This window comes from Chitinophaga costaii (assembly GCF_900094705.1).
In the GTDB taxonomy this organism is placed as follows: Bacteria; Bacteroidota; Bacteroidia; order Chitinophagales; family Chitinophagaceae; genus Chitinophaga; species Chitinophaga costaii.
In genome coordinates this window covers 58,653-73,502 of the sequence record NZ_FMAR01000005.1, presented here as the reverse complement: position 1 = coordinate 73,502, position 14,850 = coordinate 58,653, and the positions used below count along the sequence as shown (strand labels likewise).

Here is a 14,850-nt window from a genome sequence, read left to right as displayed (position 1 = left end):
GTATGATTTTAATCAGCAGATAATGTTATTGTTTTATGGGTATGAAAAATTTTAAATTAAATACAGGCTTTTTCACTTTGTCGGTATGGGTGTTATGTGTATGGACGTGTCGTCCTTTATTGGCGCAAACTCCCAAGCAATATAACATCTCGGACTACGGAGCCGTGAGCGATGCACACACGGTCAATACAAAAATTATTCAAAAAGTAATTGATAAGGCTCATGAAAATGGTGGTGGAACAGTGGTAGTTCCCCGGGGAAAATTCCTCACTGGTAGTCTGGAAATGAAGAGCAATGTAACCCTGCATTTACAAGAAGGGGCTTTCTTATTGGGCAATACCGACCCGTTTGATTATAAAGAAGTGGCCATGCCGGGCCACCCCGTTAGCCCTAAACAGGATGATAATTCAGCTATGGCACTGCTGGTAGCCTACCGTGCCGATAATATTGCCGTTACAGGACCGGGTACAATAGATGGGCAGGGAACAGCGCTGGCGTTGAATATAGACAGCCTGTATCACCTGGGTCTTATCAAAGACCCCAATTATGCAACCTGGGGAAACCGTCCGAATGAAAAGGTGCGTCCTAAACTTTTCCGTTTTTCTTTATGCAATCATGTAACGATACAAGACGCCACCTTAAAAAATGCAGCCTGCTGGGGCTTGTCGTTTGAATTGTGTACGCATCTTAAGTTAAACAAACTGTTCGTTACTAACCGGGCATATTGGAACAATGATGGGATGGACATTACCGATTGTAAAAATGTACAGATTACAGACTGCGATATCAATTCCGCAGATGACGGCATTTGTTTAAAGTCTTATTTTCCTGGAAACAGTAACGATTCGATTTACATCGCCAATTGCACGGTGCGTTCGGGGGCAAGTGCCGTTAAATTTGGAACGGCCTCTTATGGTGGATTTAAAAATGTTACCATCAACCATATTAAAATCTTTGATACTTATCGTTCTGCTATTGCCATTGAATCGGTGGATGGTGGTGATATAGAAAACATTAAAGTGACCAACATTGTGGCGAAAAATACCGGTAATGCCATTTTTATACGGCTGGGAAACAGGATCAAGCAAACGCCGGGAAAAGTAGAAAATATATACCTGGGGAATATTAACGTGCAAATTCCTTTTGGCAGACCGGATATTGCTTACGACCTCCGGGCGGAAGAACCTGCTTATCACAATCCTTTTGCTTCTTCCATCACTGGCATTCCTGGTTATGCTGTTAAAAATGTTACACTGGAAAATGTAACCATCACCTATCCCGGAAGAGCATCAAAAGGGCAGGCCTATTTTCCTTTAAGCAGGCTGGAACAATTTCCGGAAAAAATAAACAACTATCCCGAGTTCTCCATGTTCGGGGAAATGCCTGCCTGGGGTTTTTACCTGCGGCATGTAGATGATATTAAGATGAAGAACATTACCCTTAAATTAGATAATACAGATTTTAGGCCCCCCTTTATTTTTGACGATGTGAAAAATATTGAACTTACTAAAATTGTGGTGCCGGCACCTGATCAGCCCGACCAGATCATTTTAAGGAACAGTCAAAACTTCTCTATAAAAGAATCCGGGACACTCATTGGGAAGCAAATGCCCTGATGATAAATCACCCTGGAATGAGGTAAAGTAAATCGCTAGCTGGCTGCGCGAATCGCCGCACACGGCTTAACAGATGTGCTTACTTTTTACCCTTCTTTTTTACCACGGGTTTACGCACGGAAGAATCCCGGATAATCAGTTTAGTTTTTAACTGCACACAGGGCGCTTTGCGATTGGTATAATCCGGTTTAGCACCGCTCTGTAATTCCTGTAATAGTAGCCGGGCAGATTCACGGCCAATGTCCAGTGTAGGTTGTGATACAGTGGTAAGCCGGGGAAATACCAGTTGTGCAGAAAAGTCGTTGCTAAAGCCTACAATGGCAATGTCTTCCGGGATAGACCAGCCCTTTTCCTTTACCACTTCCATGGCGGCGATGGCAGTGGGGTCGTTAATGGCAAAGAGCGCATCGGGTGGCGCCGGTAGTTCCAGGAAGTGTTTCATATAAATCCTCACCTTTTCAATCGTGAGATCATAGGAGAGCATCAGCCCTGGATCTATGGGTATCTTGTGTTTCTTCAAGGCGTCGAGATAGCCTTGGCGGCGCAGGCGGGAATTGATCAGGGAATCTGGCCCTGCCAGGTGTGCAATGCGCCGCCTTCCGGTTTTGATCAGGTGTTCCACTGCCTCCAGCGCTGCGCTATAATCATCCACCACCACGTTAGGTACATTTAATTCTTCGCTCACCCGGTTAAAAAATACCAGCGGAATACCGTGCCGCTGCACCAGCCTGAAATGATCGAAGTTGCGGGTTTCCTTGGTATGCGACGCAATAATACCATCCACCCGGTAAGACAGCAGCAGTTTCACATTGGCCACCTCCATATCGTACGACTCATTGTTATGACAGATCACCACCTGGTAGCCCGCTGCCTGGAACACTTCCTGCGCGCCCAAAATAACCGAGGGGAAATAAGTAGACATAAATTCAGGTACCAGCACGCCAATGGTATTGGTATGATGGCGGGTAAGGCCCAGCGCCAGTGAATTGCGCTGGTAGTCCATTTGCTGCGCCAGGTCTAATACCGCTTTCCGCGTTTGTGCATGCACGTTAGGATGCCCCGTAAGCGCCCTGGATACGGTGGATTTGGAAATATTTAACTGTTTGGCAATATCGATGATAGACGTGTACTTCGTTTTCATGATGAGGGGGTATAATACGTACACCCGCCGGAACCGTTTTTTTTCGCAGGCAGGAAGGCTATTTTCCAAATATAAGCAATTGGGAACATTCCCAAAAAAATGGGATCGTTCCCAAAATAAATTTTAATCTAAAATACTTTGTGATGTGAATTTGTTTCCTAAAATTGAGGCCGATAAGTTTAATTCCATGTTATACTATACCGCTTTTCCGCAACAGCCTTATTTTTCAGGCCGTCAGTAGGGAGGTCACAAATTCCACGTCTATGCATACACGTTTACCGGCATTCCGGTGGCTACTATTGGGAATATTCCCAATTCTCCTATTTCCATTCCGGGCTTTTTCCCAGTCCCACCTTATTAAGGGTAAAGTATTGGCTGCCGACAACAGTCTTCCACTGGTAGGTGTTTCCGTGCGGGTGTTACATGCATCCGAGGGTACCGTTACCAATGTGGATGGCGCTTTTACCCTTACTACCACACAGGCGCATCCTGTGCTTTCCTTTTCTTTCACCGGTTATCTTACCAAAGAACTCACCATTACCAATCAGCAAACAGTGGCCGTATCGCTGGAAGTAGATCCGAAGGCGCTGGGAGAAGTAGTGGTAGTAGGGTATGGTACCCAGCGCAAAGGCGACGTAGCCGGCGCCATATCGTCGGTCAAGTCTGCCGATATCCGCCAGACGCCCGTTTCCAACGTGGTGCAGGGTATTCAGGGCCGCGTACCTGGCGTACAGGTTACCCAGAATTCTGCTGCACCAGGGGGCAGCATCAGCATGCGCATTCGCGGTGTAAACTCTATCAATGGTACTTCAGAACCCTTGTATGTAGTAGATGGGGTACAATTGTCCAACACACCCCTTACCAGCGATGGTGCGGGCGGCGTTACACAAATAAGCCCGCTGTCTATGGTTAATCCCGATGATATAGAATCGGTAGCTGTATTGAAAGATGCTTCTGCTACGGCTATTTATGGCGCACGTGGTGCAAACGGTGTGGTACTTATTACTACTCGTCGCGGCCAGTTGGGCAAGTCGGTGGTAACCTACAATGGTTATTACGGAGAGCAGGAAACCACGAAACGCATGCATATGATGGATGCTTCCCAGTTTGCACAATTGGAAAACGATATCTATCATACCAATGTGTATGATGATCCCGCTTCGCTGGGCAAGGGCATCGACTGGCAGGATCAAATACTGCGTACGGCCCCCATCCAGAACCACCAGATCGCGGTATCCGGTGGCAGCGACAAAACACAGTTTGCCATGTCGGGCAACTACTTCAAACAGGAAGGGGTTATTATCAATTCCAATTTTACCCGCTATGCTTTCCGCCTCAACCTGGACCACCGGTTAAGCAAGCTTTTGAAGGTTGGTACCAGCCTCTATACTTCTTACAATGTAAACAATAGCATTCCTACCGGTTCTTCCAGCCTGGATGCGCCGGCAGTAACTACCAGCATCCTGGGCGCTGCACTGGGCGCACCGCCTACCTTGCAGCCCTATAAACCCGATGGCACAGAATGGCCTTTCGGCGACCAGATGGATGGCCGCTACCGCGAGGTAGTAAACCCGCTGGGCCTTGCACAGATACTGAACCAGGATAAAACGAGCCAGACACTGGCCAATATTTACGCAGAAATAACGCCCTTCAAAGGCTTCACTTACCGGGCTAATTTTGACCCTGTGATTTCCAGCACCCTGCATGATTATTATTCTCCCCGCAGTATCATGAACTCCGCTGATCTGGCGGGGGGCGGTGGTACGGCGGCCAAAACGAATGTAAACAACGTGGTGCTACTACATGAAAGCATTTTTACCTACGAAACAAAAATCAAGACAAGCCATTCCCTGAAATTTACCGGCGTATTTGCCACCCAGTCTAACAATACCAACAACAATACCATTAATGCGTCTAACTTTCCCAACGATGCCACGAAAAACGAAGCCGTGCAACTGGCGGTGAACCGTACTGTGAGCAGCGCCCGCAGCAAAGACCGGTTAGATTCTTACATGGGCCGTATCAACTACGCTTTCAAAAACCGTTACCTGGTAGACCTGATTGCCCGCGCAGACGGCGCTACTAAGTTTGGGGAAAATAATAAGTACGGCTTCTTTCCCGCCGCCGCTGTGGGTTGGCGTATTTCAGAAGAGCCGTTTATGAAAGACGTGCGCGTGATCGACAACCTGAAATTGAGAGGCAGTTATGGCCTTACCGGCAATGCCGGTGCTATTGGCCCTTATCAATCACTGGCCACGGTAAGCGCTACTAACACCTATTACTTCAACCATGCTGCTGCCAGTGGCATTGCGCCCACGGGCATTCCAAATGCAGACCTACGCTGGGAAAAATCATTGCAGGCAGATATCGGTATAGACCTGAGCCTGTGGAATTCCCGCCTGAACTTTACCGCCGATGTGTATAACAAGAAAACAAAAGACCTGTTGTTTGTGCAACAACTGCCACTGTCTTCCGGTTATGGCAGCATTACCGGCAACTTTGCCAGCCTGCAAAACAGGGGCGTGGAAATGGCGGTAGATGCGGTAATCTTCAATGGCGCATTTAAATGGAATGTAGCGGCCAATATCACTATCAACCGCAACAAGCTCTTAAGCCTTACCGGCGGCTTACAGGAATATACCGTGAGCAACTACAGCGTACTACAGGTAGGCCAGCCCCTGGGCCTGTTTAAGACCTACCTGTTCAACGGTATTTACCAAACCGGCGATTCGGTGCTGCCTGGCTCTGGCAGCCGCATTGGGGGCGTGAAGGTGAAAGATGTAAATACCGATGGTCAGATCACTGCAGACGACCAAAAGGTGATTGGCAATGCCAATCCTTCTTTTATCTACGGCTTTTCCACCAACTTAAGCTTCAAGGGATTTGACCTGAGCGCCTTCTTTTCCGGCGTGCAGGGCAACAAGGTATATAACCTGATCCGCTACACGTTTGAAAATCCGCTGGGCAACCGTAATATGTATGCTGCGCTGGCAAACCGCTGGTCGCCTACCAACCCTAGTAATGAATACGTGAGCGGCTTCCAGGGTGGCCGTATACCACTTACCGACCGTTTCCTGGAGAATGGTTCTTACCTGCGGTGCAAGAACATTACGCTGGGTTACCACGTGCCTTTCAAAAAGGTGGTATCCTCCGCCAGGATATATGCCAGTGTGAATAACCTGTTTACCATTACCAAATACAGCGGCTTTGATCCTGAAGTGAATACGTTCGGCAATTCCAATACCCTGATCGGGGTGGATAACCTGGTGTATCCGCTGGCAAGGTCTTACCTCCTGGGAGTACAGGTTTCTTTCTAAAAAAATATGGGGCTGCCGGAAGGCAGGAACAATAAAAGCTTTACAATATGCAACGGAAAATATGGATATACAGTGCCTTACTTTGCCTGCTGGCAGTGGGATTGGGCGCTTGTAAACTAAATGAAACACCTTATTCGTCCATTTATACGAATACGTTTTACAAAACCTCTCAGGATGCGGAAGCCGCACTCACCGCCGCCTATGCATCGGTGGCAGACCTGTATGGAGGTCCTTCTGCGGTGCTGATTGCCGATTTCAGCGCAGACCAGGTATATCCCCGCCCGGTAGTGGGCCGCGATACCTACCCGCTATACAGTTATGACCCAGCCTATACCACGGTGGTAAGTTATGGCCGTACTAATGAGTCGCCCATAGATACCTGGACCAATTGTTACAAGGGTATAGAAAATGCCAACTGGGTAATTACCAAAGTACCGGCTACGAACATGGACACCGTGCGCCGCGCCCAGATTGTGGCAGAAGCCCTGTACCTGCGCGCCTTCTTTCACTGGATGCTCACCAAAAACTTTGGCAACGTGGTAGTAAGAACCCAGCCCAGCCAATCGCTGGCAGATGCTTACGTAGCCAAGAGCGATGCAAAGGACGTGTATGTGCGTATTTACAAGGATCTGGATTCTGCCATCATGTTCCTGCCAGACTATACCGCCGGTGGGGTAAAAGGAAGGCCTTCCAAACAGGTAGCACAGGCCCTGTATGCCAAGGCGGCCCTGTTTAATGAAGATTGGGCCACCGCCTTGCAAATGGCACAGCAGGTAATTAATAGCAACCGGTATGAATTGATGACAGATGTACGCGATGTGTATGACCCGGCTAAGGAAGACGCAGCCCGCCAGGAAAATATGTGGGCCTTCGAAGCAGAATCGGCCTCGCCCGCCCGCAGCAGCCAGATTATGAGCCTGTACGGCCCGGCCAATAGTGATGCGCCAGCTTATGGCTCCTCTTCTTATGGCTCTGCCTTCGCTTATCAATCATTCTTCGATTCGTTCGATCCAAAGGACGCCCGGCGTTTGCTGCTCGATACGTTTTACATTAACCGCCAGGGCGCAGTGGTACACCAGGCCAGCATTACACCCATTACCAAGCATGGTGTGCTGGTGAAAAAATACATGGACCCCAATTCCATCGGGGGAAGCCATAGCACCAACATTCCCATCCTGCGCCTGGCAGATGTGTACCTCATTGCAGCAGAAGCGGAGGCCAGGCTGCATGGTGCCACCAGTACGGCCTATGGCTATATTAACCTGGTAAGGCACCGCGCCCACCTGGACGATCTGCCCGCGGGTTTATCTGCCGATGCGTTGATCGCCGCCATACTACAGGAACGTAGCTGGGAACTGTTTGCCGAAGCAGACCGTTGGTATGATCTTACCCGCACCAATACTTTCCTGCAAGTAATTCCACATGCGGTAAACGATGTATTCCCCGCCCGTGCGCCGCAGGCCAAACACCAGTACTTTCCCATTCCGCAGCAGGAGATCAATGCCAATGCAAAACTGGTACAAAACGATCCGTGGAAATAAAATAATCAGCGCATTAAAATGGTTATAACTGCTACGGCTACACGTTAAACGATAAACATGGCTTCTTTTTTATTACTGCTGTCATTATTCCTGCCATCCCTGCCGCCACAGCGGCAACTGATACTGGTAGCAGGGCAAAGCAACTGCACCGGGCATGGCGATAAAACACAGTCGGTAGCTGCCGGGCCGGCTGCCTTTGAATACCGCGGGTCTACCGGCACGCTGGTACCTTTAAAAGATCCGGTAGGAGAGCAGGTCGATCATTTCGAAGCAGCGGCTTCCGGCAGTGCCTGGCCTGCTTTTGCACAGGCCTGGCACGCGCAGACCGGCGATACCGTAATCATCGTACCCACCTCCCGGGGCGGCAGCTCCTGTCATGAAAAGGCCCGGCTGGGCGCTATGGATACCTGGGACAACAGTGGTACCCTCTTTGCCGCTGCCGTGGCCAAAACCAAAGCCGCCATGCGCGCCACCGGCCTTCCCCTCAAATGCATCATCTGGGTGCAGGGCGAGCGGGATGCCAATGCTATCAACGATGGACATTTAACCACCGCTGAATATAAAGCGGCGCTCCAGCAGGTGGTACACCGTTTCCGGGAAGCCCTCGGTGCGCAACTGCCTTTTTACATCGTGAAAACAGGCTATTACGCAAACCATTCCCAGGCAGGTTTCCACGAGGTGCAGCGCATACAAAGTGAAGTGGCTAACGCAGACCCATACACGAAGATAGTGTTTGAAGATGCAGGCACTTTCCTGGATAAAAAGTGGATGACAGATGAAATACATTATAATCAAACAGGCCTTAATACTTTAGGCGCCGCGGTGGCCAGGAATATCCTGCAACTGACGGCCACGCCGCAAAATGCAACGCATGGCAAAGCAAAATAAACGGATAAAATACTTTGTAGCAGGCATATGGCTACTTCTCACCTGCGCACCCCGGCTGCAAGCCCAGGAGGTAGTAGGGTTGCATAGCAGCGCCATCAACCTGCAATGGCGGCGCGGTGCAGATGGTTACCACCTGGCCAGCGGCAGCGTAGGAAATGGGCTGCCATTGCAACACCTCTCCGGCGCATACACGATCTTATATTCCGCTACCGCGCCAGACACCGCCTCCTGGCAGGATAAACTGGGCGCTCGGGAACGTGATTTTCCCGGCGCTATTTATCACTATCTCACAGCATCCTGGCGCGATAACCTGCGCCCGGTGCCGATGAATACTGCCGGCACGGCCCTGTCATTTTTTCCCGGTACAGCACAGCAACGCAGTGATAGCGCCATCGTATTCAGCGGGCAAACTTCCGCTGCTACGGTGCAGGCTACCTGGCGGATAGACCCGGTATATGCCAACGATATTGAGGTAACCATGGTACTCACGGCCCAACAAGCCGGTTATTATTCCCTGGCTTCCCCCACGTTGATGACGACCCCGGAAGCGGCGCTGGACTGGGGCATGATTCCCGGCATCTTCATGGGCCATCATATGCAGCACGACCTGGTGCTGGGCTATGCCTATGGCCAGGGTATTCCCGATAAGCCGGTGATCGTGCGGGAACGTACAGCCAGTACTTTGTCGCCCCTCATCCGTAACCGCGCCGGCATTACCCTTGCAGTAATACCCGCCCCCGGCACGGGACGCGATCCCTGGGAGCAGGACCAGATCACCCACTCCCAATGGAAGCTGGGCCTGTCGCTCATGAACCGCGCCGGCGCACTCACACCTACCCTGTACCATCCCGTGCTGGGGCAGGAAGGATCTTACCTGAAGGAAGGGGAGCAGCGTACGTTTACATTTCGTTATACCCTGCAGGCGGCCAATTGGTATACCGTGTACAAACACGCCATCAACGACGTGTACCGTTTCTCCGCATTCCTGGACTTGAAACAAACCAAACATTCGCTCTCCGACCGTATGATGGCCATGCTGCATTATGTAGACAACGACAGCACTTCCTTATGGAGGCTGGAGCAATATAACGGGCTTACCATTGGTGCACAATCTTACATGGGCGGCGTAGTAGGCTCCGACAAAGACGCCATGAAAAACGCCGACTACGGTGCCATGTGGATGCTGGCCCATATGACGGAAGATACCGCGTTGGCCCACCAGCGACTGCCGTATGCACTGAACTTTAAATTGGTACAGCAGCAGCAAGCACCCGGCTTTTTCCAAGGTGCTGCCACCGGGCAGTATTTCCTGTGGAAGTCTAAACAATTCACGGAAGAGTGGGGGCCTTATGTAGAGCCGATTGGCCTTACTTATTACACCCTGCTGGACATGGGCAATATCCTGCTGTTTGAACCAGGTAATGAAACCCTGAAAGATAGATTGCGCCTGGGGGCCGACAAATTATTATCCTGGCAATATCCCGATGGGCATTGGCAGGTAGCTTATGATCACAGCAGCACGCAGCCGGAATTTACCGACCTGGCAGACCTACGTCCTACCTTTTACGGACTGATGGTAGCTTACCGTATTTTAAAAGATGAAAAATATTTAAAAGCCGCCTGCAAAGGGGCCGATTGGTTCATCACCCATGCGGTGGAGCAGGCCAGTTTCCTGGGCGTGTGCGGTGATACACGTTTTGCGCCAGACTTTGCCACCGGCCAAAGTGCGCAGGCGTTGCTAGACCTCTACACCCTTACCCGGGAAAAAAAATACCAGGATGCGGCCATTGCCACCGCCCGGTTATACACGGCCTCCATTTACACCCAGCCCATTCCTTCCCGCGACATGAAGTCGGTGAACGGACATCCCCGGCAAGACTGGGAGATCAGCCAGGCCGGCCTTAGTTTTGAACATGGAGGAACCATTGGATCTGCCAATGGGAATGGACCTATTTTGCTGGCTAGCCATGCCGGTATGTTTGTCAGGATGTATGCCCTCACCCACGATCGTATTTTCCTGGATATGGCCAGGGCAGCGGCCTGGGGCCGCGATGCATTTGTTGACCAGCCCACGCAGGTAGCTTCTTACTACTGGCGCACCATGGATCACGGTGCGGGTCCCTACCCGCATCATGCCTGGTGGCAGATAGGGTGGATTACCGATTACCTGCTCGCAGAAATAACGCTACGCAGCCACGGCGGCATTACTTTTCCCAGTGGTTTCATTACCCCCAAAGTAGGGCCTCACCTGAGTTATGGCTTTGCGCCGGGTCATATTTTCGGACATACTGCTGCCCTGCATATAACAGATGGTATGCTGGTGGTAAATCATCCGCAGGTAGATTACATGAGCGCCTGGGATGGGGTGCATAAAAAACTATACGTGATGCTGCTCAACGATGCCACCCACGCCTTGCAGGCAGGGGTTACGCTACAGGCACACCGGGTGCTGCCCGGCCAGCAAAGCAGCGTTAACTCCGTACAACTGCTGGACGAAAATGGGAAAACTTTGCAAACGCTGGCAGATAAAGGCACCTGGACCATTCCACTGCCCGCCACCGGCTTGCGGATAATCGTGATCAGTTTCTAACCTGCATGTTTATTTTTTTTAATCAATGCTAAAGGGCAAGCGCTTCCATTCATGACTTCAACGATCGATACAACCGTAATATTTATTTTCTCCGCATTTGTGCTGCTGATCGGGATGCTCTTTGTACGCACTGGGCGCAATATGAAATCTTTCTTTGCGGGCGGAGAGGCTGTGCCCTGGTTTATTGGCGGACTCTCTTTGTTCATGAGCTTTTTCTCTGCCGGCACTTTCGTGGCCTGGGGGTCTGTGGCCTACAAATATGGCTGGGTAGCGGTTACCATCCAATGGACCATGTGCCTGGGCGGCCTTATTACCGGGTTGCTGCTGGCCCCCCGCTGGAAACGTACCGGCGCATTAACGGCCGCCGAGTTTGTAAAACAGCGTTTAGGCGTACCCGTGCAGCAGTTCTATATCTACATTTTTATGCTCGTGTCGCTGCTGAACAAAGGCTCGGTGCTGTATCCCGTAGCCCTGCTGGTGAGTGTATCCCTGGGTTTTCCGCTGCCAGCCTGCACGCTGGCCCTGGGGCTGATGATGATTGCCTACACAGCCATCGGCGGGTTGTGGGCGGTGATGGTGACCGACATCCTGCAATTTGTAATCCTTACCGCCGCTGTACTGATAGTACTGCCGCTGGCATTGCAGCATGCAGGGGGCTGGCATCATTTCGTGAATAATGTACCGCCCGATTTCTTTCATAGATTGAATGGTGAATACACGCTCACTTTCATGTTTGCCTTTGCCCTGTACCACATCGGTTACATTGGCGGCAACTGGACGTTTGTGCAGCGCTACACCAGCGTAGACACGCCCGCTGCGGCCCGTAAGGTAGCCTTTCTCTTTGCCGGGTTGTATGTGATCAGCCCGGTGATCTGGATGTTGCCGCCTATGATTTACAAAAGCATAAACTCCTCTTTAGTGGGCCTGCAAACCGAGAGTGCTTACCTGCAAGTGTGCCGGCTGGTATTGCCACCGGGGCTTATGGGGCTCATGCTTACCGGCATGTATTTTTCTACTTCGGCTACGGCCAATACCACGCTGAACGTAACCTCCGCCGTATTCACCAACGATATTTATAAGGGGCTGATCAATCCCGGTGCATCCAATAAAAAACTCATCGGCGTAGGGCGCTTGTCTTCTTTTATACTGGGGCTGGGTATGATAGGGATTGCCCTGCTGGTGCCGGCTGCGGGCGGTATGATAGAAGTGGTGTTGAGCATTGCCGCCATCACCGGCGGGCCTTTGCTGCTGCCCCCGGTTTGGGCTTTGTTTTCTAAACAACTCAACGGCAAAACGGCTTATATTATTTCCGCCTTTAGCCTGGGCATGAACCTGGTATTTAAATTCATCACCCCCTGGCTTTTTCACCTGAAACTAGACCGTGCTGGAGAAATGTTGTTGGGCATGGGCTTGCCCCTCTTCCTGCTGCTGGTATATGAATTTATCGTACGCGCCGGTAAGCCGGTGAGCGATGAATACCTGCGCTACGCCCAAAGCCGGCTGGTGCAAAAGGAAGCCGCCAATCCCGAAGAAGTATTGGCCATCCGCCGGCAAAACCGTTTCGGATTGCAGGTGATTGCCTTTGCACTGGCCTTCACGGCGCTGTTGTTATTCGTACTAAGTTTTATCACTCCTTCGGGCAAAAAACTGGTGGCCTGCATTGCCGCTGTTATCCTGCTTACGGCTTTCATACCGCTGCGCGCTTCCCGGCGCATCAGCATCGGGTAGGCCAGGCCTGGAACCTATGTTATTTACCTGGAAAAAATACTGCGCTATGCAAAGAAAAAAATTATACCACTTTTATTTACTAACCGGCCTGTTATGGCTGCTCTCCATGAGTGCCACACAGGCAGCAGATACCCTGCAACTTCCCAAACAAAACTGGTTGTTTGCCATAGATCCGCTGCGGGTGGGCGAAGCGCAGCAATGGTACCATACAGATTTTAAAAGCCAAGACTGGGATAAGGTGAACCTGCCCCATTGTTTTTCTACTGACCCCCGTTACTTTTTTTACACCGGTGCGGCGTGGTACCGGCAGCAATTGGACTTGCAGGATGTACCTGCCAACCGGCGACTGTTCCTACACTTTGGCGCAGTGTTTTATAAATGCAAGGTCTATCTCAACGATCAGTTGGTAGGTGGCCACGAGGGCGGCTATACGCCGTTTGAAGTGGAGCTTACCGCTAAGCTGAACGCCGGCAAAAATGTGGTGGCTATATGGGTAGACAACAGTTGGGATACCACCACCATACCCGGCGCGCGCCGGGGGGTGGAGGTAGACGATCCCATTGCCAACCAGGTAGTACCCTGGATTAATTACGGCGGCATTACCCGGGAATGCTGGTTGCTGAGCAGGCCTGCCCAATTTATACAACGGGTGAAAATAGAAGCCACGCCAGACCTGGCCAAAGGCAGCGCCCGCCTCACGGTGCATGCCCTGCTCAGCGAAGACAGTCACCTGCCATTGCAATACACCATCATAGACCCGCAGGGAAAAACCATTCGTTGTAAGTGGACTAACGCTAACGGATATACGCTTACAAGCCTGCCCGCTGCCGCTGTAAAACTGTGGGACCAGGATCATCCATTTTTATACCATCTCCAATGCATAGCTGGTACAGACACCCTGGTGCAATCCTTTGCCATCCGCAAAGTGGAAGTAAAAGGTACCCGGTTCCTCCTGAACGGGCATCCCATAAAAATGGGTGGGGCCAACCGTCCACTGGATTATCCCGGCCTGGGCTCCATGGAACCCGATTCGGTGATTGCCAAAGACATGGGCCTGATGAAAGCCGCTGGCATGGAATTTAGCCGCTTCTGTCATTACCCCGTATCGGAAAATACGCTGAACTGGATGGATGAACACGGCATGCTGATCATAGAAGAAGCGGGCAACTGGCAGCTGGCCCCCGCACAAATGGCCGATCCGGCCATCCGGAAAACCTATGCGCAACAGCTCCGGGAAATGATTACCCGCGACTGGAACCATCCCTGCATTATTGCCTGGAGCGTAGGCAATGAATTTCATTCCTACCGCCCGGAAGGCATTCAATGGGTAAAAGACATGAAAGCATTCGCCCAGGCACTGGATAGCCCCCGGTTAGTAACATTTGCCAGCCGCTTTGTGAGCAGCCCCCGGCTGGTAAATAAACCGGAAGACGAAGCCTCTAACTATGTAGATTTTATCAGCGCTAACATTTATGGCAACTATGCCGCGCAGTTGGAACATGTGCATGCCATTTATCCCAACAAGCCTGTATTCGTGAGCGAGTTTGGCATCCGTACCGATAAGGTAAAGTCGGAGGCCCACCGCATAGCGCATGTGAAGGAAGCTATGGAAGCATTCCGGCAGGCAGACTACGTGATCGGGGCCTGCCTCTGGACGTTCAACGATTACCTGAGCCGTTTCCCCGGCACAGATGCCAATGGTTACCGGCCCTGGGGCGCAGTAGACCCCAACCGTAATAAGCGGGGGCTGTACGATTATTTACAGGAAGCCTTTGCTCCCCTGGTTATCACACAGGCCGGCTGGAAACAGCAGGCGCTGGTGGTGCAGGTGAGCGCCCGCAATGATTTTCCCCTGTACCCCACGGAAGGGTACAAGCTGCAATACAATGGCAGCGAAGTAACCATACCAGCCTTGCAGCCCGGGGAGCAGGCTACCGTAACCCTGCCTGCTACGGCCAGCCCACAGGCCCTGCTTACGCTGATAAGGCCCGGTGGGTTTGTTATTCATAGTGAAAAAATACAGTGATAT

The 14,850-nt window shown here is 51.2% G+C and carries 8 protein-coding genes; 7 read left to right on the top strand and 1 reads right to left on the bottom strand.

Going from position 1 to position 14,850, the window contains the following annotated elements; translation table 11 throughout:
* Positions 1 to 41 precede the first annotated feature (41 nt).
* A complete protein-coding gene (locus tag GA0116948_RS08945; RefSeq protein WP_089711741.1) occupies positions 42 to 1,616 on the top strand; it encodes a glycoside hydrolase family 28 protein in 1,575 nt (524 codons plus the stop codon).
* Between the two features lie 79 nt (positions 1,617 to 1,695).
* Here the strand turns inward: GA0116948_RS08945 and GA0116948_RS08940 are convergent, their stop codons facing one another.
* A complete protein-coding gene (locus GA0116948_RS08940) occupies positions 1,696 to 2,757 on the bottom strand; it encodes a LacI family DNA-binding transcriptional regulator (RefSeq protein ID WP_089711739.1) in 1,062 nt (353 codons plus the stop codon).
* Between the two features lie 263 nt (positions 2,758 to 3,020).
* Between GA0116948_RS08940 and GA0116948_RS08935 the strand changes: the two genes are divergently transcribed.
* The 6 genes from GA0116948_RS08935 to GA0116948_RS08910 are packed head-to-tail and all read left to right on the top strand — an operon-like array spanning position 3,021 to position 14,847.
* Entirely contained in the window at positions 3,021 to 6,074 is a 3,054-nt protein-coding gene (locus GA0116948_RS08935; RefSeq protein WP_089711260.1) for a SusC/RagA family TonB-linked outer membrane protein, read from the top strand.
* A 47-nt stretch (positions 6,075 to 6,121) separates the two neighbouring features.
* Positions 6,122 to 7,615 (top strand): RagB/SusD family nutrient uptake outer membrane protein, encoded by a 1,494-nt coding sequence (locus GA0116948_RS08930; protein ID WP_089711259.1) that lies wholly within the window; start codon positions 6,122 to 6,124, stop codon positions 7,613 to 7,615.
* A 57-nt stretch (positions 7,616 to 7,672) separates the two neighbouring features.
* Positions 7,673 to 8,503, top strand: coding sequence for a sialate O-acetylesterase (locus GA0116948_RS08925; RefSeq protein ID WP_089711257.1), 831 nt, complete (start codon positions 7,673 to 7,675; stop codon positions 8,501 to 8,503).
* Positions 8,487 to 11,093 carry a glycoside hydrolase family protein gene (locus GA0116948_RS08920; protein ID WP_089711255.1) on the top strand — a complete coding sequence of 869 codons (2,607 nt, stop codon included), beginning with the start codon at positions 8,487 to 8,489 and terminating at the stop codon, positions 11,091 to 11,093. Before GA0116948_RS08925 ends, GA0116948_RS08920 begins: the two co-directional genes overlap by 17 nt.
* Before the next feature lie 51 nt (positions 11,094 to 11,144).
* Positions 11,145 to 12,821 carry a sodium:solute symporter family protein gene (locus GA0116948_RS08915; RefSeq protein ID WP_089711253.1) on the top strand — a complete coding sequence of 559 codons (1,677 nt, stop codon included), beginning with the start codon at positions 11,145 to 11,147 and terminating at the stop codon, positions 12,819 to 12,821.
* Between the two features lie 46 nt (positions 12,822 to 12,867).
* A complete protein-coding gene (locus GA0116948_RS08910; protein ID WP_165798416.1) occupies positions 12,868 to 14,847 on the top strand; it encodes a glycoside hydrolase family 2 protein in 1,980 nt (659 codons plus the stop codon).
* Positions 14,848 to 14,850 lie beyond the last annotated feature (3 nt).